The following is a 24,939-nucleotide window of genomic DNA, read 5'->3' as shown; positions in this document are numbered from 1 at the left end:
AGACTGGCCCACCCAGCACCACCCGCACACCCAGCACCCCCGGCAGCAAGGAGCCCCATGTCGATCCTCGAGACCATCTCGGGACCGCGTGACCTCCGCAGCCTCGACGAGGCCCAGCTCGAGACGCTCGCGAGCGAGATCCGCGACCTGCTCGTGCGCTCGACGTCGAAGGTGGGCGGCCACCTGGGCCCCAACCTCGGCGTGGTCGAGCTGACGATGGCCATCCACCGGGTCTTCGAGTCCCCGCGCGACCGGATCGTCCTCGACACCGGTCACCAGGGCTACGTGCACAAGATGCTCACCGGGCGTGCCGGCGACTTCGACACGCTGCGCCAGGAGGGCGGCCTGTCGGGCTACCCGAGCCAGGCCGAGTCCGAGCACGACATCGTGGAGAACTCCCACGCCTCGACCGCGCTGAGCTACGCCGACGGCCTGGCCAAGGCCTACGCGATCCGCGGCGAGGACCGCCACGTGGTCGCGGTCATCGGCGACGGCGCGCTGACCGGCGGCATGGCCTGGGAGGCGCTCAACAACATCGCGGTCGCCCAGAGCAGCCGCCTGGTCATCGTGGTCAACGACAACGGGCGCTCCTACACCCCGACCGTGGGCGGGCTGGCCACCGCGCTCACCTCGCTGCGCACCGACCCGCGCTACGAGACCGTCCTCGACATGGTCAAGCGGCGCCTCAACGCGGTGCCCGGCGTCGGCTCCGCGGCCTACGACGCCCTGCACGCGATGAAGAAGGGCCTCAAGGACGCGCTGGCCCCCCAGGGCCTCTTCGAGGACCTCGGGCTCAAGTACGTCGGTCCCGTCGACGGCCACGACCGGGCCGCGATGGAGACCGCGCTGACGCAGGCCAAGAAGTACGGCGCGCCCGTCATCGTGCACGCCCTGACCCGCAAGGGCTTCGGGTACGACGCCGCGGAGCGCCACGAGGCCGACCAGTTCCACTCCCCGCAGCCCTTCGACATCGAGTCGGGCGAGGAGAAGGCCCGCGGCCGGATCTGGACCGACCACTTCGCCGACGACATGGTCGAGATCGGCCACCGCCGCAAGGACGTCGTGGCCATCACCGCCGCGATGATGCACCCGGTGGGCCTCGACAAGTTCCAGGCGCACTTCCCCGACCGCACCTTCGACGTCGGCATCGCCGAGCAGCACGCGGCGACCTCCGCGGCCGGCCTCGCGATGGGCGGGCTGCACCCGGTGGTCGCGGTCTACGCCACCTTCCTCAACCGCGCCTTCGACCAGGTGCTGATGGACGTCGCGCTGCACCGCTGCGGGGTCACCTTCGTGCTCGACCGCTCGGGCGTCACCGGCGACGACGGCGCCAGCCACAACGGCATGTGGGACATGTCGGTGCTCCAGGTGGTGCCCCGGCTGCGCCTGGCCGCGCCGCGCGACGCCACCCGGCTGCGCGAGCTGCTCGACGAGGCCGTCGCGGTCGACGACGCCCCCACCGTGGTGCGCTTCCCCAAGGGCCCGCCGCCCGCCGACATCGAGGCCGTCGACCGGGCCGGCGGCTGCGACGTGCTGGTGCGCAGCGGGGCCCGCGACGTGCTGGTCGTGGCGGTCGGCTCGATGGCGACCACCGCCGTCGAGGTCGCCGACCGGCTGGTCGCGCAGGGCATCGGCGTCACCGTCGTCGACCCGCGCTGGGTCAAGCCGGTCGACCCGGCGCTCATCGAGCTGGCCCGCGACCACGAGCTGGTCGTCAGCATCGAGGACAACGGCGTGCAGGGTGGCTGCGGCGCGAGCCTGCTGCAGGCCCTCAACGCCGCCGGCGTCACCACGCCGGTGCGCCTGCACGGTGTGCCCCAGGAGTTCCTCGACCACGCCAAGCGCGCGGTCATCCTCGAGCGCATCGGGCTGAGCCCGCAGTCGCTGGCGCGCGGCATCGTCGAGGCGATGTCGGCGGGTTCTCCCCTCGAGCACGAGCAACCCGTTGAACGGCCCCGCTGAGCGCACCGGGGAGGGAGAAGCGCTCGGGCCCCTCGGGAGGGGGCCGCAGGCACTGCTGACGGGGCTGGCCGGGCTGGCAGGGTCGCTGGTCCTGTCCCTGGTCCTGTCGTCGTGCACGCTGCTCGCCGGCGACGGCGAGCCCACAGGCGGCCAGACGACCTCGGCGCAGCCCGCCCCGCGCCGGGTGGTCGCGGCCGTGCAGCGCACGCTCGACCTGCGCGCCGCCGGCGTACGCCGCCAGGACCGGGGCCGCTTCGACCGGGCGCTGGCCACGGGGCGCCCGGCGTTCCGGGCCGAGCAGGCGCAGTACTTCGACAACCTCGCGCAGCTGCCGCTGGAGGTCGTCGACTACCGCTTCGACCCCGCCGACCTGCTGCGCGTCGAGGACTCCTACTGGGTCGTGGTGGAGGTGCACCTGCAGCTGCGCGGCTACGACGAGACCCCGGTGGTGGCGCGGGACCGCTACCTCTTCGAGCCCGGCGGCGGGAAGCGGCAGCGGCTGCGCCTGGCCTCGGTGACCGACGAGGCGTGGGAGGAGCGGAACCGGGTCGTGCCCCAGCCCTGGGACCGCGGCCCGGTGCAGGTGCGCGAGGTCGCCGGGGTGCTCGGGGTCTTCGACGACGCCAGCGTGGCGGCCGCCCCCGGCCTGCTCGACGCCGCCCAGCGCGCGGTCGGCGACGTCAGCGCCGTGGTGCCCTTCGACTGGAGCAACCAGGTGTCCTCTACGCGCTGTCGACCACGGCCGCCCTGGCCTCGGTGGCCGACCTGCCCGGTGGCGACGCGGCCGCGCTCGACGCCGTCGCGGTGCCGGTGGCCGCCGACCCCCGCGACCCCGACTCGGGGCTGGCCTCGACCCGGATCGTGCTGAACCCGCGGGTCCTGGCCTCCGCCGGCGCCGAGCGCACCTCCGCGCAGGGGCGCACCCGCGACCGCCTGCTGCGCCACGAGGTGACCCACGTGGCCGTCGGGGCGCGCGACGACGACGCCCCGGTCTGGTTGGCCGAGGGCGTCGCCGAGTGGGTGTCGGTGCGCCCGCTGGCGCCCGAGGACCGGGCGCTGCCCGAGGTCGCGCTGGTCGCGGTCCGCGACGACCTCGCGGCCGGCCGGGTGCGGATGCCCGAGGACGCGACCTTCAACGCCGACGGCTCGACCGCCCACTACGGGCTGTCGTGGTGGGCGGCCGAGCACCTGGCCGCCAGCTTCGGGGAGCAGGTGCTGTGGGTGCTGCTCGACGGCGCCGGCGACGAGGCGGCGCTGCGGCGGCTGGTGGGCCTGGGGGAGGACCAGCTCGCGCAGCGGGCCGCCCGGCTCATGGTCGCGACGTACGACGACTGAGCCGGGCGGCCCGGGTGGTGCGGGTGCTGCGGGTGGATCAGTGGAACGAGCCGAGGCCCTCGCGCTCGAGGAGCATCGTCAGCCCGCCGTTCCAGAACGAGAACCCGGCGCCGGTGATCATCGCCAGGTCGAGGTCCTCGGGACCGGCCACGACACCCTCGTCGAGCATCAGGCGCGCCTCCTCGGCGAGCCCGCTGAGCACCTGGGTGCGCACCTGCTCGGGCAAGAGCACGACCGGGTCGGCGGGGGTCTCGAGGAGAGCCTCGACCTCGGGGTCGAGGCTGCCGTCGGGGGCGAAGTAGGCACCCTTGCGCGCCGCGACGACCCGCTCGAGGGCCGGCGAGACGTAGAAGCGGTCGGGGAAGGCCGCCGCCAGGGTCTCGGTGTTGTGCAGCGCGATGGCCGGGCCGACCAGGGCGATCAGGGTGAACGGCGGCATCGGGGCGACGCCGGCGAACGAGCCGTCCACGGTCTGGATCGGGGTGCCCTCGTCGACGACCCGGCTGACCTCGCTCATGAAGCGGCCCAGCAGGCGGTTGACGATGAAGGAGGGGCTGTCCTGGACCAGGATCGTGGTCTTCTTCAGCGCCTTGCCGGTGGCGAACGCGGTCGCCAGCGTGGCGTCGTCGGTGGCCGAGCCCTGCACGATCTCGAGCAGCGGCATCACCGCGACCGGGTTGAAGAAGTGGAAGCCGACGACCCGCTCGGGGTGCTCGAGGTCGGCGGCCATCTCGGAGATCGACAGCGAGGAGGTGTTGGTGGCCAGCACGCAGGTCGGCGAGACGACCTTCTCGACGTCGGCGAAGACCGACTTCTTGACCGACATCTCCTCGAAGACGGCCTCGATGACGAAGTCGGCGTCGCCGAAGACCTCCGCCTTCTCGACCGCGCCGGTGACCAGGGCCTTGTGGCGGTTCGCCTTGTCCTGGCCGATGCGGCCCTTGGCGAGCAGCTTGTCGATCTCGGCGTGCACGTAGGCCACGCCCTTGTCGACGCGGTCCTGGTCGAGGTCGGTCAGCACGACCGGCACCTCGAGGCGGCGCACGAAGAGCATCGCCATCTGGCTGGCCATCAGGCCGGCACCGACGATGCCGACCTTGGTGACCGGGCGGGCCAGCGAGCGGTCCGGGGCGCCGACGGGGCGCTTGGCGCGCTTCTGCACCAGGTCGAAGGCGTAGAGGCTGGCGAGCAGCTCGGGGGTCTGGGAGAGGTCCTCGAGCGCCTGGTCCTCGGCGGCGAAGCCCTCGTCGCGGCTCGCGCTGCGCGCGGCCGAGATCAGCTCGACGGCGCGCTGGGCGGCCGGGCTGGCCCCGCCGGTGCGGGCCCGCACCACGGTGGCGGCGCGCGAGACAGCGGCGTCCCACGCCTCGCCGCGGTCGACCTCGGGGCGCTCGACGAGCACGTCGCCGTTGAGCACGTCGGCCGCCCAGAGCAGCGACTGCTCGAGGAAGTCGGCGCCCGAGAAGACCGCGTCGGCCAGGCCGAGCTCGAAGCCCTGCTGGCCGGTGAGGGTCTTGCCGTTGTTGAGGGGGTTCTCGAGGACCAGCGTCACCGCAGCGTCGGCGCCGACGAGGTTCGGCACCAGGTAGGCGCCGCCCCAGCCGGGGACCAGGCCGAGCATGACCTCGGGCAGGCCCAGGGCCGGCGCCGAGTCCATCACGGTGCGGTAGTCGCAGTGCAGCGCGACCTCCAGGCCGCCGCCCAGCGCGAGGCCGTTGACCAGGCCGAAGGAGGTCTTGCCGCCGTCCTGCAGCTTGCGGAAGACCGCGTGGCCCAGCTCTGCCACGACGCGCACGCCGGCGGCGCCGCTCGAGGCGATGCTGGTCAGGTCGGCGCCGGCGGCCAGGATGAACGGCTTGCCCGTCACGCCGATCGAGGTGACCTCGTCGTCGGCCAGGGCGGCGTCGATCGCGGTGTTGAGCGCGATCAGCCCCCGCGGGCCGAAGGTGTTGGGCTTGGTGTGGTCCTCGCCGTTGTCGAGGGTGATCAGGCCCATCACGCCGGCCCCGCGGGGCAGGGTGACCTTGCGCAGGTGGGCCTGGGTGACGCGCTCGGCGTCGGAGCTGATCTCCTCGGCCCGGGCCAGCAGGGTGGTCAGGTCGCTCATCAGGCTGCCTCTCCGGTGTAGTGCGGGTTCTCCCAGATCACGGTGCCGCCCATGCCGATGCCGATGCACATGGTGGTCAGGCCGTAGCGGACCTCGGGGCGCTCCTCGAACTGGCGGGCCAGCTGGGTCATCAGGCGCACGCCCGACGAGGCCAGCGGGTGGCCCATCGCGATCGCGCCGCCGTAGGGGTTGACCCGGGTGTCGTCGTCGGCGATGCCGAAGTGCTCCAGGAAGGCCAGCACCTGCACGGCGAAGGCCTCGTTGACCTCGAAGGCCTGGATGTCGTCGATGGTGAGGCCGGCCTGCTTGAGCGCCTTCTCGGTCGCCGGGATCGGGCCGGCGCCCATCACCTCGGGCTCGACGCCCATGAAGGAGTAGGCCACCAGACGCATCCGCACCGGCAGGCCCAGCTCGCGCGCGGTCTCCTCGTCGGCGAGCAGCGCGGCGGTCGCGCCGTCGTTGATGCCCGCGGCGTTGCCGGCGGTCACCTTGCCGTGGGCGCGGAAGGGCGTCTTCAGCGAGCCCAGCGACTCCATGGTGGTGGCGGGACGCATCGGCTCGTCGCTGAGCGCCAGGCCCCAGCCCTCGTCGGCCGAGCGGGTCGCGACCGGCACCAGGTCCTGCTGGATGGTGCCGGCGTCGTACGCCGCCGCGGTCTTCTGCTGGGAGCGCACGGCGTAGGCGTCGACACGCTCCTTGGTGATCGTGGGGTAGCGGTCGTGCAGGTTCTCGGCGGTCTTGCCCATCACCAGCGCGTCGGGGTCGACCACGCGCTCGGACATGATGCGCGGGTTGGGGTCGACGCCCTCGCCCATCGGGTGGCGGCCCATGTGCTCCACGCCGCCGGCGATCGCGACGTCGTAGGAGCCGAAGGCGATGCCCGAGGCGGTGGTGGTGACCGCGGTCATGGCGCCGGCGCACATGCGGTCGATGGCGAAGCCGGGCACGCTCTGCGGCAGGCCCGAGAGCAGCGCGGCGGTGCGGCCGATGGTCAGGCCCTGGTCGCCGATCTGGGTGGTGGCCGCGACCGCGACCTCGTCGACGCGCTCGGGCGGCAGCGAGGGGTTGCGGCGCATCAGCTCGCGGATGCACTTGATGACGAGGTCGTCGGCCCGCGTCTCGGCGTACTGTCCCTTGGCCTTGCCGAAGGGGGTGCGCACGCCGTCGACGAAGACGACCTCTCGTAGCTGTCGGGGCACCGGTTCTCCTGGGTGGGGCTGGTGTGGTGGGTGTCGGTCGCGCCTAGGTTACCCCTCGGTAACCAACTGTGCCCGGACGGCCCGTCCCCCCGGGGTGGGCAGGGAATATCGTGGCGGCGTGGCCGGTTCGCCCCGGGCCCCACGACCGCACGACCACAGCTGACACGAGGAGACCCGTGAGCGAGACCCGCTTGGTGCACATCGTCGACGAGGTGGCCGAGATCGACGCCTCCGAGGAGTCCACGCTGACCATGGTGGTGGTGCTCGACGGGTTCCTCGACGCCGGCAACGCGGCCGCGCGCGCCGCCCAGCACCTGGCCGACGTCGCCGGCACCGACGACGGCGCGGGGCGGGTGGTGGCGACCTTCGACGTCGACCGGCTCCACGACTACCGCGCGCGACGCCCCGCGATCTCCTTCGTGGTCGACCGCTACGACTCCTACGACGCGCCCCGGCTGGTGGTGCGGCTGCTGCGCGACAGCGGCGGCACGCCGTACCTGCTGCTCAACGGCGCCGAGCCCGACAACCGCTGGGAGGGCTTCTGCCGCGCGGTGCGCGAGGTCGTCGAGCGCTTCGGCGTGACCCGGGTGATCAGCATGGGGTCGGTGCCGATGGCGGTGCCGCACACCCGCCCGATCGCGGTGACGCACCACGCGAACAACTCCGAGCTGCTGCTGGGCGCGAGCCCGTGGCGCGGCGAGCTGCGGGTGCCGGCCAGTGCGCAGGCGCTGCTCGAGGTGCGCCTGGGGGAGTGGGGCCACGACGCCCAGGGCTTCGTCGCGCACATCCCGCACTACCTGGCCCAGCTCGACTACCCGAAGGCCGCCGCGGTGCTGCTCGAGCAGGTCGAGCTCGCCGGCCGGCTCACCGTCGACCTCTCCGGGCTGCGCGCCGAGGCCGAGGACCGCGAGGCCGAGATCTCCAGCTACCTCGAGGCCAACGAGGAGGTCGGTGACGTGGTCGCCGCGCTCGAGCGCCAGTACGACGCCTTCGAGCGGGCCGAGGAGTCCGGGGACAACCTGCTGGCCCGGGACCAGCCGCTGCCCACCGGTGACCAGCTCGGCCACGAGTTCGAGCAGTTCCTCGCCGGCCTCGAGAACCCCGACGCCGAGGACCAGGACTGAGATGCCCCGCACCACCGCCGAGCTGCTCGAGCTGCTCGACCTGGAGACGATCGACGACAACCTCTTCCGCGGCAGCCAGCAGGCCTCGATCCTGCCCCGCGTCTTCGGCGGCCAGGTCGCCGCGCAGTCGTTGGTCGCGGCCGACCGCACCGTCGAGGGCGACTACGCCGTGCACTCGCTGCACTCCTACTTCCTCCAGCCCGGTGACACGGGCGCGCCGATCGTCTACGACGTCGAGCGGCTGCGCGACGGCCGCTCCTTCGCCACGCGACGGGTGCTGGCCCGCCAGCACGGCCGGCCCATCTACGTGATGACCGTCGACCTCCAGCGCCCCGAGGACGGCTACGAGCACCAGGACCGGATGCCGCAGGTGCCGGCGCCCGAGGAGGCGCTGGCGGTCAACGACAAGATCCGCGGCGCCGACGGCTCCTTCACCGAGTGGGACGTGCTCGACTTCCGCTACGTCGGCTCCTCCCACGACCTGCTGCCCACCGACGAGGACCACCCGGGGCGCCAGCAGATGTGGATGCGGGTCAACGACGCACTGCCCGACGACCCGCTGCTCCACGCGGCCGCCTTCACCTACGCCTCCGACGCCACGATCATGGGCGCAGCGCTCTCGCCCCAGGGCATCTCGATCGGGACCCGCGAGGTGATGGTCGCCTCGCTCGACCACTCGGTGTGGTTCCACCGGCCCTTCCGCGCCGACGACTGGTGGCTCTTCGACCAGCACTCCCCGGTCGCCACCGGCGGGCGCGGCCTGGTCAACGCCCGGATCTTCGACCGCGACGGGGTGCTGGTCGCCTCGGTGGCCCAGGAGGCGCTGATCCGCAGGATGCGCCCGGCGGGGGGTCGGTGATGAGCGAGGAGACCTCCCTCGAGGAGCTGGTCGCGCTCTTCGACCTCGAGACCATCGACACCGACCTCTACCGCGGCCGTCAGGCCCGCACCACCCGGCCGCGGGTCTTCGGCGGCCAGGTGGCGGCACAGGCCCTGTGCGCCGGCATCCACACCGTCGACCCGGCGTACGTCGTGCACTCGATGCACTCCTACTTCCTGCTGCCCGGCGATCCGCAGGTGCCGATCGTCTACGACGTCGAGCGGATCCGCGACGGCCGCTCGTTCCTGACCCGTCGGGTGGCCGCGCGCCAGCACGGCCGGCCGATCTACTACCTCACCGCCAACTTCCAGGTGCCCGAGGACGGTCTGGAGCACCAGGACCTGATGCCCGACGTCGTCGACCCCGAGGACGCGGTCGACATGGTCGAGATGATGCGCCGCGCCGGGACGCCTGAGGCGGAGGCGCTGGCCAAGGAGTGGGCCGCGCTGGGCGCGCGCTGGGTCGGCAGCTCGGGCCGGGGTCTGCCCGAGGACCCGGAGCACCCGTCGCGGTCGCGGCTGTGGCTGCGGGTCGACGGCGACCTGGGCGACGACCCGACCGCCCACCTGGCGGCCTTCACCTACGCCAGCGACATCAGCCTGCTGGGCGCCACGCTGTCCGCCCACCCGGTCACGCCCGAGCAGGTGCAGATGGCCTCGCTGGACCACACGATCTGGTTCCACCAGCCCTTCCGGGCCGACGAGTGGTGGCTCTACGACCAGGTCTCGCCGGCCGCCCGAGGAGGGCGCGGACTGGCCCTCGGTCGGGTCTTCACCCGCGACGGCACGCTGGTGGCGACGGTGGCCCAGGAGGGCCTCATCCGCCCTCGCCAATAGCATTACAGCGATGTAGTTCGTGACAGACACGCCGACACATGGTTACTTTTGTGACCAATGTGGCGGTTGAGCGCTCCTGAGGAGCGTGTGACCGGACCGCCCCCCGCCCCCGAGGGACCCCGATCATGCGTCTGCCCCTGCTCACGGTCCTGCCCGCGGCCCTGCTCGCGCCGGCGCTGGTGGTGCTCGCGACCCCCGCGCACGCCGCCCCCGGCGCCGACCACGAGATGCCCTTCCCCTGCGGGCAGGAGTGGACTGGCACCACCCGCAGCAACCACAGCCCGAGCACGAGGTCGATCGACTGGAACCGGGCCGACGACGTCGACGACCCCGTGGTGGCCTCGGCCCCCGGGACGGTGACCACCGCCAACGCGACCAGCACCAAGGGCTACGGCCACTACGTCGTCGTCGACCACGGCGGGGGCGAGTCGACGCTCTACGCCCACCTCAACGCCGTCACGGTCGCGGTCGGCCAGCGCCTCGACCAGGCCGCCCAGCTGGGCACGGTCGGGTCGACCGGCAACTCCACCGGGGCGCACCTGCACTACGAGCAGCGGGCCTCTGGCTCGGTGCAGACCGCGTGGTTCGGCGGCGCGGAGTTCGTCTACGGCTCGACGCAGCGCTCGACCAACTGCGTCGACGTCCCGCTGGCGGCCAACATGATCGGCGGGGCGCCGGCCGAGCTGGTGGTCTACCGGCGCGAGGCCCGCTCGCAGTTCCAGGTGCTGCGCCCCGGCAAGGCGCCCAAGGTGCGCCGCTTCGGCACCGCCACCGACGAGCCGGTCCTCGGCGACTGGGACGGCAACGGGGTGGCCAACATCGGCGTCTTCACCCCCGCCACCGCGACCTTCGCCCTCAAGCTGGCGAGCGGTCGCACCCGCATCGCCTTCGGGGCCGCCGGTGACCAGCCGGTGGCCGGCGACTGGGACGGCGACGGCCGCTACGAGGTCGGCGTACGCCGCCCGGGCGAGGCGGCCTTCCACCTGCGCGCCGCCGACGGGTCGACGACGAGCGTGCCGCTCGGCGCGTCCTCCGAACTGGCCGTCACTGGCGACTGGGACGGCGACGGACGCACCGACCTGGGGACCTTCGACCAGTCGACGGCGACCTTCACGCTGCGCCGCGTCGACGCCGAGGGCGTCGTGTGGACCGCGCAGGTGCAGTTCGGCGAGCCCGGTGACCTGCCGGTGACCGGCGACTGGGACGGCAACCGGGTCACCGACGTCGGGGTCTGGGACCCGGCCACCGCGACCTTCTCGGAGCGCCGGGCCGCGCAGCCGACCGCGGCGCGCGCCACCACCGCACGCACCGTCTTCGGCCGGCCGCGCTGACGCTCAGGCGGGTCGGCTGACGCCGGCGAGGTGCGGGGCACCGCTGCGCGGGTCGCTCAGCGAGAAGGCGTAGCCGTCGTCGGTGGGCCGCGAGCCGAAGGCGACCTTGCCGGGCAGCAGGATCGGCTTCTTGAAGGCCACCTCGACCGTGACCGCCTCGGGCAGCCGGTTCTCGAGCGCCGCCACGCACCGCGCCAGGCTCCACATGCCGTGCGCGATCTGGCGCGGGAAGCCCAGCGCCTTCGCGGTCAGCGGGTAGAGGTGGATCGGGTTGTGGTCGCCCGAGACGCCCGCGTAGCGGCGGCCCAGGTCGCCGGGCAGCGACCAGGTCGCGCCGGTGGCCGGGGCGTCGGGGAGGACCGTGCCCTCCGGGGCGGCGGCGTCGCCGCGACCGCGGCGCAGGTAGGCCGAGGAGCTCTCCCAGACCAGCTCGCCGGTGCCGTCGCGGACCTCGGTGACGAAGTCGAAGACGGTGCCCTTGGCGTGCGGGCGCGAGGGGCCGACGCGGGCGGCGACGGCGACCTGCTCGCCCACCACCACGTGGCGGTGGCGGATGATGGTGTTGGCGATGTGCACGGTGCCGATGGCCGGGGCCGGGAAGGCGGTGTCGGTCATCATCGCCATGTGCAGCCCGAAGGCGAGCATGTGCGGGTAGGTCAGCGGCGCGACGTCCTTGCGCGGGAAGCCGCACAGGTCGCCGTACGCCTCGACGTGGGGGCGCTCGACGACGACCGGGGGCCGCGTCACGGCGAGGCCCTCGAAGCCGTCGGGGCTCGCCTTGCGCACGCCGGGCAGCGACCCGACGACGGGGATGCTGGGCAGGGCGGCGCGCAGCAGGGTCCCGACGCCGGCGCTGCCGTCGTGGGTGCGGGCCGCGCGCTCGACCTGGGGGCTGGCCATCAGGCGCCCAGCATCATCTGGCCGCAGACCCGCACGACGTTGCCGTTGACGGCCGTCGAGCCGGGGGAGGCGTACCAGGCGATCGTCTCGGCGACGTCGACCGGCAGTCCGCCCTGGGCCATCGCGTTGAGGCGCTGGCCGACCTCGCGGGTCGCGAACGGCACCGCGGCGGTCATCTGGGTGACGATGAAGCCGGGGGCGACGGCGTTGACGGTGATGCCGTCGCGCAGCTCGTCCTTGAGCGAGTCGACCAGGCCGATGACGCCGGCCTTGGAGGTGGCGTAGTTGGTCTGGCCCACGTTGCCGGCGATCCCGGCGATCGAGGCCACGCCGATGATCGAGCCGCCGGCGTTGACGACGCCCTGGTCGAGGAGCTCGCGGCTGATCCGCTCGGGGGCGGTGAGGTTGACCGCGATGACGGAGTCCCAGCGGTCCTCGCCCATGTTGGCGAGCTTCTTGTCGCGGGTGATGCCGGCGTTGTGCACCACGACGTCGACGCCGCCGTGCTTCTCGGCGAGGTGGTGGGCGATGCGCTGCGGGGCGTCCTTGCCGGTGATGTCGAGGGTCAGCCAGTCGCCGTCGAGCTCCTTCATCAGCGACTGCAGCTCGCTGGCGGCCTGCGGCACGTCGACACCCACCACGGTGGCACCGTCGCGGTGCAGCACGCGGGCGATCTGCTCGCCGATGCCGCGGCTGGCGCCGGTCACCAGGGCGACCTTGCCCTGGAGCGGGCGCAGCAGGTCGTCGACGGTGCCGGCCTCGGTGGTGCCGGTGGCGCCGATGCGCACGACCTGGCCGGAGACGTAGGCGGACTTGGGGGAGAGCAGGAAGCCCAGGGTGCTGGTGGTCGCGGCCTCGGCGCCCTCGGCGACGTACACGAGCTGGACGGTGCCGCCGCGCCCGATCTCCTTGCCGAGGCTGCGGGTGAAGCCCTCGAGGGCGCGCTGGGCGACGCGCTCGGAGCCGCTGACCTGCTCGGGCGGGGTGCCGAGCACGACCACGCGCGGGCAGGTGGCCAGGCGGCGCATGAGGGGGGTGAAGAAGTCGCGCAGGGCCGAGAGCTGCTCGGCGGAGGTCAGGCCGGTGGCGTCGAAGACCAGGCCCTTGTACGTCGAGGTCTCGTCGGGCACGTCGGTGCTCGCGACGCCCAGGGTGTCGAGCAGACCCGGCAGCGACTCGGCGAGGCGGCCGGTGCCGCCGGTGACGACGGTGCCCTCGACCAGCGGGGCGCCGGCGGTGTAGCGCTCGAGCGCCATCGGGGCGGGCAGGCCGAGGTTCTTGACCAGCAGCTTGCCGATCGGCGACTGGCTGAAGCTCTGGTACTTGTCGCTCATGCGGGTCTGTTCCTCCAGTGAGTACGGGTGCGGCTGATGATCATGTAACTAGACGTGTAACTTGGAGTCCACTTTTCGTGACGTGCCCCTCACACCCTTCTCCCCGCGGGGCTGCGCGCGCAAGGATGGGGCCATGGCTACCTCTACGCGTCGCGTTGCCGTCATCGGCGGCAACCGCACCCCCTTCGCCCGGTCGAACTCCGCCTACGCGGACGTCTCCAACCAGGACCTGCTCACCGCCGCGATCGACGGCCTCGTGGCCCGCTACGGCCTCGAGGGCGAGCGCCTGGGCGAGGTCGTGGCCGGTGCGGTGCTCAAGCACTCCCGCGACTTCAACCTGGCCCGCGAGGCGGTGCTGGGCTCGGCGCTCGCGCCCGAGACCCCGGCCACCGACATCCAGGAGGCCTGCGGCACCGGTCTGCAGGCCGCGATCCAGGTCGCCAACAAGATCGCCCTGGGCCAGATCGAGGCCGGCATCGCCGGCGGCACCGACACCACCTCCGACGCGCCGGTCGCGATCAGCGACAAGCTGCGCAAGAAGCTCATGAAGGTCAACGCCGCGCGCGACACCAAGTCGCGCCTGGCCGCGCTCGGCTCGATCCGCCCGGGCGACATCGGGCTCGACCTGCCCAAGAACGGCGAGCCCCGCACCGGGCTGTCGATGGGCGACCACGCCGCGCTGACCGCGCTGGAGTGGCAGATCACCCGCGAGGCGCAGGACGAGCTCGCGGCCGCGTCGCACCAGCACCTGGCGGCGGCGTACGACAGCGGCTTCCAGGACGACCTGGTCACCCCGTTCCGCGGGCTGGAGCGCGACAACAACCTGCGTGCCGACTCCTCGAGCGAGAAGCTCGCCAAGCTCAAGCCGGTCTTCGGCAAGGGCGAGGCCGCCACGATGACCGCCGGCAACTCGACCCCCCTGACCGACGGCGCCTCGGTGGTGCTGCTGGCCACGGAGGAGTGGGCCAAGGAGCACGGGCTCGAGGTGCGCGCGTTCTTCGTCGACTCCGAGACCGCTGCGGTCGACTACGTGCACGGTGGCGAGGGCCTGCTGATGGCGCCGGCGTACGCCGTGCCGCGGATGCTGGAGCGCAACGACCTGTCGCTGCAGGACTTCGCCTTCTACGAGATCCACGAGGCGTTCGCCTCGCAGGTGCTCTCGACGCTCAAGGCGTGGGAGGACCCGGTCTTCTGCAAGGAGCGCCTGGGCCTCGACGCCCCGCTGGGCTCGATCGACCGCGACAAGCTCAACGTCAGCGGCTCGTCGCTGGCCGCCGGTCACCCGTTCGCGGCCACCGGTGGGCGGATCATCGCCAACCTGGCCAAGCTGCTGCACCAGAGGGGCTCGGGCCGCGGCCTGATCAGCATCTGCGCGGCCGGCGGCCAGGGCGTCACCGCGATCCTCGAGGCTCCCTGAGCCACGCCGCGGCCACCCTCACCTGAGGGTGGCCAGCGCGAGGGCCGAGGCGACGAGGTACTCGCGCACCTGCGCCGCGGAGATCTCACCGACCGTGGGCACGCCCGGGGCGGCCTCCTTGACCAGGATGCCGACCCGGGCGAGCTGCAGCGCCCCGAGGCCGCTGGCGTAGAGCGTGTTGGCCAGGAGGGTGGGGTCGGTGACGGTGAAGTCGCCGCTCTCGACGCCGTCCTCGAGCGCGCCCGAGAGGATGCCCAGCGCGCCCGAGATGGCGCGGCCGAGGCGGAAGAGCGCGCTCTCGGAGATCTCGTCGAGCAGCTCGGGCCCCGAGCGGCGCATCAGCGCCTGGGCGGTGTCGACGAACGCCGGGTGCTCGAGCGAGTAGTCCACGAAGGCGCCCACGATGTCGCCCAGCCGTTGGGCCGGGGCCTTGCCGCCGGCCGCGGCCTGCTCGAGGTCGAGCCGCAGCTCGTCGAGGTAGCCGACGAGGGTGAGCGCGAAGAGCTCCTCCTTGCCGGTGAAGTGCCGGTAGACGATCGCGCGGTTGATGCCCACCGCCCGGGCGATGTCCTCGATCTGTGCGTCGCGCACCCCGCGCTCGTCGAAGAGCGCCCTCGTGGCGGCCAGGATCTCGGCCTCGCGGGCGCGGCGGCGAGCCGCTGCGGCCGACCTGCGACCGTCGGTCTCGGGGGTGCGGGTGCTCATGGGGGTGAGTGTACGACTCGTGCAACTGGGAGTTGCACGAGTGTGACGCGTGTGGCTTGACCGGGGTTGGGCATGATCGGCACGTGCACACGCCTCTCCTGCTCCCTGCCGCCGTCCTGGTCGTCGCCGTGCTGGCGGGGTGCGGCTCGGACGAGCCGGCCCCGACCCAGGCGGCCGCCCCGAAGAGCGAAGAGACGACCTCGGCCGAGGTCGCCACGAGCGACGACGCCGCCGCGCTGACGGCGCTCCTGGAGGACGAGTACGCCGACTCGCAGCGCTACCCGCGCAACCATGCGGCGCTCATGCGGCTGGTCGAGGGCTCCGACTTCTCCTTCTCCGGCGACAACGTCGTGCAGAACTACGGGACCTACCCCGACGTACGGGGCGTCCCGGCGCTCTCGTTCTGCGTGGCGGACCCGGCGACGCGCGCGTGGACCTATTACGACAGCATCGAGGACGTGTACACGACCAGCGTCGACGCCTTGGCCTGTCAGCCGAAGGCCGCGTCGCAGTAGCGGCGCGTGCTTCGGCTAGGCCGGTGAGTAGGTGCCGACGCCTGGCACGACGACCAGCCGTTGTTCCTCGGGTCCGGTCCAGGTGTAGTGGCCGTGGGCCGTCCGTCGGTAGCGCCACTGCCGGGTGGGGTCGGTGGTGGTCTTCGCGCGGTGATGTCGCCTGCACAAGGGGGCGAGGTTCTCGGGCCGTGTCTGGCCGGGCGGACCGAGCGGGTCGTAGGGGTCGATGTGGTCGAGGTCGCAGCGTCGGGCTGGGCGGCGACAGTCGGGGAAGACGCAGTGCTGGTCGCGGTGGATGACCTGCTCGCGCATCCACTCCGGTGGGTCGTGGGCGTCGACGGGGTCGCCGCGGTCGGGATCGAGGACCGGCGTCACGGTGACCCGGGAGCCAGAGAGCCAGTCGCGGATCAGGGCACTGGTAGCGGGCCCGAGGTCCTCCACCCGTCCCAGGGGTGCGATGTCGCCCTCGAGGGTCGCGGTGAGGTGCACGTAGGCCTTGTAGGGCCGTCCGGGGGCGGGAGCGTCACCGTGGGCGCGGGCCCGGTCGACGATGACCTGCAGCGCCAGCACCCTGCGCCGGGGCAGGGACAGGTCGGGGTGGGTGGCGAGCAGGTCGTGGGCGACACGACCGACCAGGTCCTGCAGGTCGGCCAGGGTGGCGCTGTCGCCGGTGATCTGCATCCACGAGGTCCCCAACCACCGCTGGTCGCGGCCGTCGCCGTGGGTCAGGGTCACGTCCCAGGACTCTCGCGCGGCCTCCTCGGCCTCCTCGTGGGCGTCGGTGTCGTAGCGGGCCCGAGCGGTCTCGACGAGCCGGGCCAGCACCACGGGCCCGACCCGGTGCGCGCGGGCGGCGATCTCGGCGTCGACGTAGGCGGCTGCGTCGGGTGAGAGGCCGCTGGTGGCCTGGGCGATGCTGCGCGCACGCCACACCGGCACCTCCAGGGCCTCTACCCTGGCCATCACCCGCGGCAACCGGTGCGCCAGCTCGAGCGCGTCGGCCATCAGTGTCAGGGCGGAGGTGGTGGAGATCGCCATCGCCACGGCCAGCGGTTCGGCGGAGAACGCAGCGACCAACGGACGTCCGTCACCACCGATCCTCTCCGGGCAGTCCAGGTCAGCACCGACCTCCCCGAACCCCGCCGCCCACTTCGGGTCCTCGACGGGGTTGGTCTCGCACCATCGGATCGCCGCGTGCAGCACCGCCAGGGCCGCCGCGGCCTCGCGTGCCTTGGCCTGCTCGGCGAGCCACAGCACCGAGCTCCGGTCCAGGTCATCGACCCGGACCGGCCCGCCCGCGAGGTCCGTCTCGGTCAGCATGCACCTACTCAAGCACTGAGCACCGACATCGCCGCCGCAGCGCGCTGACCTGCGACGATGGTCGGCAGATTGCGGACGCGGCAGACTCCGGCGTCATGCATCCCTGTCCCTGCTGCGGGCACAAGACGCTGCCGCGCCGCGCGTCCTACGAGCTGTGCCCGGTGTGCTTGTGGGAGGACGAAGGGACGGAGCCGTGGGAGCTCAGCGGGCCGAACGGCGAGACCCTGGTCGAGGCGCAGCAGCGCTACGAGGCACGCCGCCTCCCGCGCCGTCCCCGGCCAGGGAGGGGGCGGGCGCCCCAGCGCGGAGAACAACGCGATGCCTCGTGGCGACCGTTGCCGGTGACGGAGGAGCTTCTCGCACGGGTGCGTCGTGCCCACGAGGACTGGGAGGAGTCCATGCGGGACGACCTCCGCAACAAGGACGACCTGTCCACCGACGGGCTGCATGAGTACGCAGCGGCACGACGACGGCTGGCGGAGGAGGCGGGGGGACTGTCGTACGAGCAGGTCCGCTCGCGGTTGCAGGAGCTCGACGATCGCCAGGGCATCAGTCGCTCGAGGGCTCACCTCGAGCTCTTCTCGCGGCTCATCAAGGACGAGCGGCACTACCGGGGCCACCCGCTCCGCACCGCCTGGTGGTTGCTGCGCCACAGCCGCCCGAGGACCCTCGCGCGACGCTGGCGGGAGGTGCGCAGCGGCGTGGTCAGGCTCGCCGGCTAGCGCGCCGGCCGCCCGGTGCTAACTTCGGCCAATGGCAAAGACGGCAGAGCGCCCTGCGACCTCGGGAGAGCAGCGCGAGACCGGTGTCTGGGCCGCCAGGCTGGCTGCGCTCGGGCCCGGCATCCTGATGGCCTCGGCGGCGATCGGTGGCTCCCACCTGATCTCCTCGACCCAGGCCGGCGCCCGCTTCGGCTGGCAGCTGGCCTTCGTCATCGTCCTGGCCAACCTGCTGAAGTACCCCTTCTTCCGCTTCGGCCCGCAGTACACAGTCGAGAGCGGCCGGTCGCTCGTCGAGGGGTACGCACGCAAGGGTCGCGGGTACCTGTGGGTGTTCTTCGTGCTGGCCACGGTCAGCTCGGTGATCTCCACCGCGGGGGTCGGCCTGCTGGGGGCGGTGATCCTCGGCTTCATGCTCCCCGACGCCTGGGCTCCCGGCATCCCGGCGCTGGCCACGGCGATGATGGCCTCGGCGTGGCTGCTGCTGGTCGCGGGCCACTACCGGGCCCTCGACGCGGTCACGAAGGTCATCATCGTCACGCTGACCCTGGCCACCATCACGGCCACTTTCATGGCGGCCTCGGCCGGCTCGGAGCGGGTCGCCGGCTTCGTGGAGCCGACGCCGTGGACCTGGGCGACGCTGCCCTTCCTGGTGGCGCTGATGGGCTGGATGCCGGCGCCGATCGAGATCAGCGCGCTGAACTCGCTGTGGATCCAGGCCAAGCAGAAGCTGCACCCCAGCCGCGCCAAGGACGTGCTCTTCGACTTCAACGTCGGCTACGCCACCTCGGCCGTGCTCGCCCTGTTCTTCCTCTCCCTCGGCGCGCTCGTGCAGTACGGCTCCGGTGTCGAGGTCGCCAGCCAGGGCGGGGCGTACGTCGACCAGCTGCTGCAGATGTACGGCACGGCCATCGGGCAGTGGGCGGTGCCGCTCATGGCGGCGATCGCCTTCGCCTGCATGTACGGCACGGTCATCACCGTCATCGACGGCTACGCCCGGGCGTGCGCGGAGTCGCTGCGCCTCCTGCGCGGCGAGACCGAGTTCAGCCGTGGCTCGCTCAACCTGTGGGTCAGCGGCATCACCGGCGTCGGGCTGGTCATCGTCGTCGCGATGAGCGCCTCGCTGGCCACCATGCTCACCTTCGCGATGATCAGCGCCTTCCTCACCGCCCCCGTCTTCGCCTGGCTCAACTTCAGCCTGGTCCGCGGGGAGGGCTCGCTCAGCCCCGGCCTGCGCTACCTGTCGTACGCCGGGCTCGTCTACCTGGCCGGCTTCGCCGGGCTGTTCCTGCTCGACTTCGCCGGCGTCCTCGGCTGACCGTGGCCGCGCGCCGGGGTCAGCCGATGAGCCTGTCGAGGAGGTCGAAGGACTCGTAGGCCTGCTCGACGTCGCTGGGGTGCAATGACTAGTTCGGGGCATGGCTGCGCCAGTGATCGTCCTCCACCATGGCGATCTGGGAGGGCCGAATGACGAGTGCAGCGCTAGCCGGGACACCACGAACGCCGTGGCGCGACGACCTGCTCGGCGCCGCCAGAACCCTGTCCGTGCTCACGGTGGTGGGCGGAGCCTGCGGTGCGTTCGTCGTCGGGGTGGTCGGACGACTCGCGATGTTCCTGCTCGCCGCCCTCAACCCCGACGCCACCGGAGTGACCAGCGACGACGGCTTCATGATGGGTCAGGTGACCCTGTCGGGCTCCGCTCAGCTGATGCTGGCCGGGTTGCAGCTCGGAGTGATCGGTGCCGGGTTCTACGTCGTCGTCCGCGGCCTGATCATCGGGCCCTCCTGGTTCCGCCTCCTGACGGTCTCGCTCGGTCCCGCCGTCGTGGTCGGGGCCATCGTGGTCCACACGGACGGAGTGGACTTCCGGCTCCTGGAGCCGTTGTGGCTCGCCGCGGGTCTCTTCATCGCTCTCCCAGCCGTCTACGTCGCACTGCTGCACGTCCTCGGAGAACGCGCCCTCGAACGCTGGCGTCCGCCCAGCTGGCTCATGGCGATCGGGCTCGCCCCATGGGTCCTCCTGCTCCCGGTGACCCTTGCGCTGGCGGCGGGTTTCACCGCGCTCCGCTCGCTGCGCGGCTACGACACCGGTCGCGCCCTCCTCCTCAGCCCCTGGCCAGCCTGGTTCCTGCGGGCCGGCCTCGCGGTCCTCTGCGTCGCAGCTCTCATCGACCTGCGCAACGATCTTGACGCCCTCGGCTGAGGGCCGATCGGCCTCGCAGCGCCAGCAGGGACAGTCCCTCCCGGCGGGACGACGCCGCCCCTGGGCGACGGTCTCGGCGGTGACAGGAGCAGCCTGGGCGCTGTTCCTGCTTCCCCCGCAGCTGGTCGCCTGGGACGGACAGGATGCACCGACGTGGGCGCTCTCGGCCGAGAGTCTGCCCGTCTACGGCTTGGTGCGGGAGCTCGACGGCGCCGGCGGGCTCGAGCTGTACGCCTGGGCAGGAGTGCTGCTGGTTCCTGCATGGCTCCTGATCGGTTGGCCGCTGCTCGGCTACGGCAGGCTGCCCGGCCTCGTGGGGGTCTTGTTCCTCCTGGGCGCCCCGGTGTCCGTGACCAGCTACCTGGCAGAGGGCGCTCCCGATCCGTGGCACAGCCTGTGGGGTGCCGAGATCTTCGTGTTGCTCGCGATCCCGCTCGCCGCCATCCCAGCGGCGATCTCCGCCAGGTCCAGGCACTTCCCGCCCTGGTGGTGGACGCTGTTGGCCTGCACGCTCCTGGTCGCCGTGACGTCCACAGCCGCGTTCGGATACTTCCCGCACGGCACCCTCATCGGCCTCGGAGTCGAAGTGGCTGCGCTGGCGCTGCTGCCGACCGCCCCCCGCCCTCGGCGCTGGAGACTGGCTACATCCTGAGCTTGATCCTGGCGGCACCGATCGCGTTGCTGTTCGCGCCTCTTGCGTGGGGTGTCGTGTTCTCAGCTGGATTCGCCGTGACAGCGCTGTGCATCGGCGCCGTGCGGGTGCCGCGAGCACGAGCGGACGCTCGCGCGGTCAGGCTCCTGACAACCGGGCTTGCACGCTCTCCACGGGGTCGGCCTCGGCAGCGGTCTTGTCGTCGCGGTAGCGGACCACCCTGGCGAACCTGAGCGCGACGCCGCCGGGGTAGCGCGTCGATCGCTGCACCCCGTCGATCGCGATCTCGACCACCTGCTCGGGCCGCACGTGCACGACATGGCCCTCGCGGTGCGTCTCCAGGGCGAGGAACCGCTCGGTCTGCCAGTCGAGCATCTCGTCGGTCATCCCCTTGAAGGTCTTGCCCAGCATCACGAACCCGCCCTCGGGGTCGCGCGCACCCAGGTGCAGGTTGGAGAGCTTGCCGCGCCGCCGGCCCGAACCCCACTCCACGGCCAGGACGACCAGGTCGAGGGTGTGCACGGGCTTGACCTTGACCCAGCCCGACCCGCGGCGCCCGGCGGCGTACGGCGCCTCCAGGCTCTTGACCACCACGCCCTCGTGGCCGGCCGCCAGCGCCTCGGCGAGGAACGCCTCGGCCGCGGCGGTGTCGGCGGTGCGCAGACCGGCCACCCGGTGCTGCTCGGGCACCAGCGCGTGCAGCGCGTCGAGGCGCTCGCGGCCGGGGGCGTCGAGCAGGTCGGTGCCGTCGACGTGGAGCACGTCGAAGAAGAACGGAGTGACCTGCACGCCCGCCGACTGGGCGGTGCGCGACGAGGTCTCCTGGAAGGGGCGCGGCCGACCGGCGTCGTCGAGCGCGAGCGCCTCCCCGTCGAGCACGAAGCGGCTGGCCGGCAGCGCGCGCGCCACCTCGACGACCTCGGGGAGACGGGCGGTGATGTCCTCGAGGCTGCGCGTGGCCACGCGCACCGCGTCGCCGTCGCGGTGGACCTGGACCCGGATGCCGTCGAGCTTGGTGTCGACGACGACCTCGCCGCCCGCCTCGGCCACGCCCCGTGCCTTGGCCATCGCCGCCGCCACGTCGGTGGCCGAGCCCGCCAGCATCGGCAGCACCGGGCGCATCACCTCCAGCCCGATCGCGCGGAGCGCCTCCTCGCCCTCGGTCAGCGCCGCCACGACCACCGCGACCGTCGAGCCCGACAGCATCGCGGCGCGGCGTACGAGGGGCAGCGGCACGTCGGCGGCCCGCGCGACCGCCTCCTGCACCAGCGCGTCGAGGGCGCCCTGGCGCAGCTCGCCGGTGACCACCCCGCGCAGCCACCGCTGCTCCTCGGCGGTGGCCCGCCCGAAGAGGCTCTGCACCGCCGCCGCCCGGGCGCCGGCCGACCCCGGACCGGCCAGCGCCGCGACCGCCTCGAAGTGCTCGTGGACCTCCAGCACCTCGAGGGAGGGGGAGACGGCGGGCTCGGGCAGGTCGCCCAGCGACTTCCAGCCCAGCCCCGTACGCCGCTGCCGCAGCGTGCCGCCGAGGTACGCCGCGACCGTCTCGGCCTCGGCGGGACCGGTGCGGCCCAGCAGGTCGGCCAGTGCGGCGACCTTGTCCTTGCGCGAGCGGGTGGCGGCGACGGCCTGGGAGGTGGTGACGACGTCGGCGAGCAGCATGCCGGCTATTGAACAGGCTGGCGCCGACCAGCGAAGGCGGCCAGGGCCTCCAGGTTGGCCGGGCCGCCCATCAGCTCGGCGAAGGCGGCGTTCTCGCGCCCGCGCGCAGCGTCGATCCCGGCGCGCAACGGAGCCGTCATCGCCTGTTTGACCGCCACCAGCGACACCACCGGGCGCCGCGCCAGGGCCTCGGCGTGGGCCCGCGCCTGCGGCAGCAGGTCGTCGGGCTCGCAGACGCGCCACACGAGACCCGCGGCCAGCGCGTCGTCGGCGCTGATCCACTCCGACGACAGCAGCATCCAGGCCGCGGCCTGGTGGCCCATCAGCCGGGGGAGCAGGTACGAGGAGGCCGCCTCGGGCGCCACACCGAGCGCGGTGAAGGGGCACTGCAGCCGCGCCGTGCTCGACATGAACGCCAGGTCGGCGAAGCCCAGGACCGTCGCCCCGATGCCCAGCCCGATGCCGTTGACCGCGACGACCAGCGGCTTGGGGAAGGCGACGAGCGCGTCGAGCAGCCCAGGGAACCCGTGCCGCCCGCGCTCGAAGGCGGGGTCGGTGGCGATCAGCTGCATCTCGCGCAGGTCGGTGCCCGCGCTGAAGGCGCGCCCGGCCCCGGTCAGCAGCACCACCGCGACCTCGGGGTCCTCGGCGGCGGCCAGCAGCGCGTCGGCGGTGGCGTCGTAGAGCGCCTCGTCGAAGGCGTTGAGCGCCTCGGGCCGGTCGAGGGTCAGGGTGCGCACGCGGTGCTCGTCGTGGATCTGCAGGACCATGCCGGGAGACTACCCAGAACTAGAACGTGTTACATCCCGTACCGTCGGGCCGGTGAGCCCGGAACCCCGCAGCCGCACCTGGCGACCCGACTGGCCCTGCCAGGTCGCCTCGGTCGCCGGGCAGCAGCGCCGCGGTCGCGGCGACCCGACGTACCGGGTCGACGAGGCGGGGCGGATCTGGCGCGGCGTGCGTACGCCGGAGGGGCCGGCGACGCTCTCGCTCGAGGCGCGGCCCGGCGCCGGCGAGGTGCACGCCCGGGCCTGGGGGAGCGGCGCGGAGTGGATGCTCGACGCCGTGCCGGCGCTGCTCGGCGCCGACGACGACTGGAGCGCCTTCGAGCCCCGTCACCCGGTGCTCGTGGAGGCCCGGCGCCGCCACCCGCACGCCCGCCTCGGGCGCACCGGGCTGGTCATGGAGTCGCTGGTGCCCTCGATCATCGAGCAGAAGGTGACCGGCCAGGAGGCCTTCGCCGGGTTCCGGATGCTCGTGCACCGTCGCGGCGAGCGGGCGCCCGGGCCGGGCGCCGACCTGCGGCTGTGGGTCCAGCCGACACCGGCCCAGCTGCGCACGGTGCCGTCGTGGGAGTGGCTCAAGATGCACATCGACCCGGCCCGCTCGCGCACCATCGTCACCGCGGCCCGGGTCGCCGAGTCGCTCGAGCGCACCGCCGCGCTGCCGCCCGAGGAGGCCGAGCGCCGCCTCAGCAGCCTGCCCGGCATCGGTGTGTGGACCTGCGCCGAGGTGCGCCAGCGTGCCTTCGGCGACCCCGACGCGGTCTCCTTCGGGGACTACCACGTGGCCAAGGACGTCGGGTGGGCGCTGACCGGCACCCCCTTCACCGACGAGGAGATGGCCGACTACCTCGAGCCCTGGCGCCCGCAGCGCGGCCGGGTGCCGACGCTGATCGGGCTGGCCGGGCTGCACCGACCCCGCCACGGGGCCCGGATGTCGCCCCGCACCCACCTCCCCGCCCGCGTCACCGGCCCCTGACCAGGCCCACACCTCGCGCCGACCCGTCGCAAATCTCGCGCCGACCCGTCCCATATCTCGCGCCGACCCGGCCTGAACCGGCGACGAGCGGCTGCGGGCGTGGTTACTGTGACACTGTGACGCAGACACCAGGATCGGCGCCGCTGGACCGGGCCGCGGCGGTCGCGCTGGTGGAGCGCCTGCCCGAGCACGCCCTGCCCGACCGGCTCGCGGCGCTGCGGGGCAGCGTGCGCTTCGACCTCACCCACGACGGCGACGTCGTCACCCGGGTCGCGGCCACGCTCGCCGGTGGCGTGGTCGAGGTGCTGCCCGAGCCCGACGCACCGGTCGACGTCGTCCTCCGGCTGCCGGCGAGCCACCTGGCCGACCTCCTCGGCGGCATCGCCAACGCCGGCCTCGACCTGCTGAGCGGTCGGCTGGCGGTCGAGGGCGACGCCGAGATGGCACTGGCACTCGGTGGGGTGTTCGTCGTCCCCGGCACCGAGGCCGACCCCGTCGCCGTCGACCCGCGCGCCCTCGACCCGGTCGCCGTGGCGTGCGCGCTCGTCGGCGTCCCCACCTCGCACCTGCGCGCCGTGATGGCCGGTGGCTTCCGTGCCGTCGTGCTCGAGGAGGTCTTCACCCGGCTGCCGTCCTTCCTCGACGCCCGCAAGGCCGCCCGCTGCGACCTGACGGTCGGCTTCCGGCTCACCGGCCGCGACGACGGCGAGACCGAGCGGTACGTCGTCCACGTCGCCGGCGGGACCTGCCGCACCGTGGGCCCCGGCCTGGCCGACACCGAGGTGCCCGAGCGCCGCGACGCGACCATCACCTGCGAGGCGCACGACTTCCTGCGCCTGGCGACCGGCCACCTCAAGCCGGTCACCGGGGTGCTCAAGGGTCAGCTCAGGGTCAAGGGGGACAAGGCCAAGGCGCTGCAGCTCCTCGCCGTGCTCGACATCCCCTGCGCGGTCGAGTGACAGTTCGCGCCGGGTCAGC

At 73.0% G+C, this 24,939-nt stretch carries 23 protein-coding genes and 1 pseudogene; 16 read left to right on the top strand and 8 right to left on the bottom strand.

Annotated features, from left to right (window positions below; genetic code table 11):
- Positions 1 to 57 precede the first annotated feature (57 nt).
- From dxs to H0S66_RS18965, 3 genes are read left to right on the top strand one after another with little or no spacing between them, the layout of a single operon-like run.
- Positions 58 to 1,962, top strand: a complete 1,905-nt coding sequence (gene dxs, locus H0S66_RS18975) for a 1-deoxy-D-xylulose-5-phosphate synthase (RefSeq protein ID WP_179616746.1) — start codon at positions 58 to 60, stop codon at positions 1,960 to 1,962.
- On the top strand, positions 1,946 to 2,830 hold the full coding sequence (locus tag H0S66_RS18970; protein WP_180923690.1) for a hypothetical protein: 885 nt from the start codon (positions 1,946 to 1,948) through the stop codon (positions 2,828 to 2,830). The genes dxs and H0S66_RS18970 overlap by 17 nt, the downstream gene beginning before the upstream one ends.
- Positions 2,719 to 3,297: a hypothetical protein gene (locus H0S66_RS18965; protein ID WP_180923688.1), complete on the top strand. Its 579-nt coding sequence runs from the start codon at positions 2,719 to 2,721 to the stop codon at positions 3,295 to 3,297. The genes H0S66_RS18970 and H0S66_RS18965 overlap by 112 nt, the downstream gene beginning before the upstream one ends.
- Positions 3,298 to 3,334: 37 nt before the next feature.
- On the opposite strand, the gene H0S66_RS18960 is transcribed toward H0S66_RS18965, so the two are convergent.
- Both H0S66_RS18960 and H0S66_RS18955 read right to left on the bottom strand, forming a co-directional pair.
- Positions 3,335 to 5,404: a 3-hydroxyacyl-CoA dehydrogenase NAD-binding domain-containing protein gene (locus H0S66_RS18960; RefSeq protein WP_179616744.1), complete on the bottom strand. Its 2,070-nt coding sequence runs from the start codon at positions 5,402 to 5,404 to the stop codon at positions 3,335 to 3,337.
- On the bottom strand, positions 5,404 to 6,603 hold the full coding sequence (locus tag H0S66_RS18955; protein ID WP_179616743.1) for a thiolase family protein: 1,200 nt from the start codon (positions 6,601 to 6,603) through the stop codon (positions 5,404 to 5,406). The genes H0S66_RS18960 and H0S66_RS18955 overlap by 1 nt, the downstream gene beginning before the upstream one ends.
- 176 nt (positions 6,604 to 6,779) lie before the next feature.
- Between H0S66_RS18955 and H0S66_RS18950 the strand changes: the two genes are divergently transcribed.
- From H0S66_RS18950 to H0S66_RS18935, 4 genes are all read left to right on the top strand, one after another.
- On the top strand, positions 6,780 to 7,727 hold the full coding sequence (locus H0S66_RS18950) for a proteasome assembly chaperone family protein (protein ID WP_179616742.1): 948 nt from the start codon (positions 6,780 to 6,782) through the stop codon (positions 7,725 to 7,727).
- A 1-nt stretch (position 7,728) separates the two neighbouring features.
- Complete coding sequence (locus H0S66_RS18945; protein WP_179616741.1) at positions 7,729 to 8,586, top strand: acyl-CoA thioesterase; 858 nt, start codon at positions 7,729 to 7,731, stop codon at positions 8,584 to 8,586.
- Positions 8,586 to 9,443, top strand: a complete 858-nt coding sequence (locus H0S66_RS18940; RefSeq protein WP_179616740.1) for an acyl-CoA thioesterase — start codon at positions 8,586 to 8,588, stop codon at positions 9,441 to 9,443. Before H0S66_RS18945 ends, H0S66_RS18940 begins: the two co-directional genes overlap by 1 nt.
- 125 nt (positions 9,444 to 9,568) lie before the next feature.
- The gene (locus H0S66_RS18935) at positions 9,569 to 10,774 is read left to right on the top strand and encodes a peptidoglycan DD-metalloendopeptidase family protein (protein WP_179616739.1); all 1,206 of its coding nucleotides are present in this window, start codon (positions 9,569 to 9,571) and stop codon (positions 10,772 to 10,774) included.
- Between the two features lie 3 nt (positions 10,775 to 10,777).
- Here the strand turns inward: H0S66_RS18935 and H0S66_RS18930 are convergent, their stop codons facing one another.
- On the bottom strand, positions 10,778 to 11,674 hold the full coding sequence (locus tag H0S66_RS18930; protein ID WP_179616738.1) for a MaoC/PaaZ C-terminal domain-containing protein: 897 nt from the start codon (positions 11,672 to 11,674) through the stop codon (positions 10,778 to 10,780).
- Positions 11,674 to 13,008 (bottom strand): 3-oxoacyl-ACP reductase, encoded by a 1,335-nt coding sequence (locus H0S66_RS18925; protein ID WP_179616737.1) that lies wholly within the window; start codon positions 13,006 to 13,008, stop codon positions 11,674 to 11,676. The genes H0S66_RS18930 and H0S66_RS18925 overlap by 1 nt, the downstream gene beginning before the upstream one ends.
- A gap of 133 nt (positions 13,009 to 13,141) precedes the next feature.
- On the opposite strand from H0S66_RS18925, the gene H0S66_RS18920 reads away from it, so the two are divergent.
- Positions 13,142 to 14,425, top strand: coding sequence for an acetyl-CoA C-acetyltransferase (locus H0S66_RS18920; protein ID WP_179616736.1), 1,284 nt, complete (start codon positions 13,142 to 13,144; stop codon positions 14,423 to 14,425).
- 18 nt (positions 14,426 to 14,443) lie between these two features.
- Here the strand turns inward: H0S66_RS18920 and H0S66_RS18915 are convergent, their stop codons facing one another.
- The gene (locus tag H0S66_RS18915) at positions 14,444 to 15,130 is read right to left on the bottom strand and encodes a TetR/AcrR family transcriptional regulator (RefSeq protein ID WP_179616735.1); all 687 of its coding nucleotides are present in this window, start codon (positions 15,128 to 15,130) and stop codon (positions 14,444 to 14,446) included.
- 83 nt (positions 15,131 to 15,213) lie between these two features.
- Between H0S66_RS18915 and H0S66_RS18910 the strand changes: the two genes are divergently transcribed.
- On the top strand, positions 15,214 to 15,645 hold the full coding sequence (locus H0S66_RS18910; protein ID WP_179616734.1) for a hypothetical protein: 432 nt from the start codon (positions 15,214 to 15,216) through the stop codon (positions 15,643 to 15,645).
- Positions 15,646 to 15,660: 15 nt separating this feature from the next.
- Here the strand turns inward: H0S66_RS18910 and H0S66_RS18905 are convergent, their stop codons facing one another.
- Positions 15,661 to 16,965 (bottom strand): HNH endonuclease signature motif containing protein, encoded by a 1,305-nt coding sequence (locus H0S66_RS18905; RefSeq protein WP_179616733.1) that lies wholly within the window; start codon positions 16,963 to 16,965, stop codon positions 15,661 to 15,663.
- Between the two features lie 95 nt (positions 16,966 to 17,060).
- On the opposite strand from H0S66_RS18905, the pseudogene H0S66_RS21100 reads away from it, so the two are divergent.
- From H0S66_RS21100 to H0S66_RS18885, 5 genes and pseudogenes are all read left to right on the top strand, one after another.
- Positions 17,061 to 17,156 (top strand): annotated as a pseudogene (locus H0S66_RS21100) (CPCC family cysteine-rich protein); the annotation flags it as partial.
- A gap of 207 nt (positions 17,157 to 17,363) precedes the next feature.
- The gene (locus H0S66_RS20710) at positions 17,364 to 17,687 is read left to right on the top strand and encodes a hypothetical protein (RefSeq protein WP_246305181.1); all 324 of its coding nucleotides are present in this window, start codon (positions 17,364 to 17,366) and stop codon (positions 17,685 to 17,687) included.
- 31 nt (positions 17,688 to 17,718) lie between these two features.
- Positions 17,719 to 19,002 (top strand): NRAMP family divalent metal transporter, encoded by a 1,284-nt coding sequence (locus H0S66_RS18895; protein ID WP_218876375.1) that lies wholly within the window; start codon positions 17,719 to 17,721, stop codon positions 19,000 to 19,002.
- A gap of 128 nt (positions 19,003 to 19,130) precedes the next feature.
- On the top strand, positions 19,131 to 19,886 hold the full coding sequence (locus H0S66_RS18890; RefSeq protein WP_179616731.1) for a hypothetical protein: 756 nt from the start codon (positions 19,131 to 19,133) through the stop codon (positions 19,884 to 19,886).
- Positions 19,887 to 19,965: 79 nt separating this feature from the next.
- A complete protein-coding gene (locus H0S66_RS18885) occupies positions 19,966 to 20,538 on the top strand; it encodes a hypothetical protein (RefSeq protein ID WP_179616730.1) in 573 nt (190 codons plus the stop codon).
- Between the two features lie 138 nt (positions 20,539 to 20,676).
- Here H0S66_RS18885 and H0S66_RS18880 read toward each other — a convergent pair whose 3' ends face one another.
- Positions 20,677 to 22,200 (bottom strand): ATP-dependent DNA ligase, encoded by a 1,524-nt coding sequence (locus H0S66_RS18880; protein WP_179616729.1) that lies wholly within the window; start codon positions 22,198 to 22,200, stop codon positions 20,677 to 20,679.
- A gap of 5 nt (positions 22,201 to 22,205) precedes the next feature.
- On the bottom strand, positions 22,206 to 22,970 hold the full coding sequence (locus H0S66_RS18875) for an enoyl-CoA hydratase/isomerase family protein (protein WP_179616728.1): 765 nt from the start codon (positions 22,968 to 22,970) through the stop codon (positions 22,206 to 22,208).
- A 52-nt stretch (positions 22,971 to 23,022) separates the two neighbouring features.
- On the opposite strand from H0S66_RS18875, the gene H0S66_RS18870 reads away from it, so the two are divergent.
- Both H0S66_RS18870 and H0S66_RS18865 read left to right on the top strand, forming a co-directional pair.
- Positions 23,023 to 23,961 carry a DNA-3-methyladenine glycosylase family protein gene (locus tag H0S66_RS18870; RefSeq protein ID WP_179616727.1) on the top strand — a complete coding sequence of 313 codons (939 nt, stop codon included), beginning with the start codon at positions 23,023 to 23,025 and terminating at the stop codon, positions 23,959 to 23,961.
- Positions 23,962 to 24,077: 116 nt separating this feature from the next.
- Positions 24,078 to 24,920 (top strand): SCP2 sterol-binding domain-containing protein, encoded by an 843-nt coding sequence (locus tag H0S66_RS18865; protein WP_179616726.1) that lies wholly within the window; start codon positions 24,078 to 24,080, stop codon positions 24,918 to 24,920.
- Positions 24,921 to 24,939: the final 19 nt, after the last annotated feature.

It is taken from the genome of Nocardioides marinisabuli (assembly GCF_013466785.1).
Taxonomy (GTDB): domain Bacteria; phylum Actinomycetota; class Actinomycetes; order Propionibacteriales; family Nocardioidaceae; genus Nocardioides; species Nocardioides marinisabuli.
Note: the sequence above shows the minus strand (reverse complement) of the source record. Positions and strands in the feature narration are given on the sequence as shown.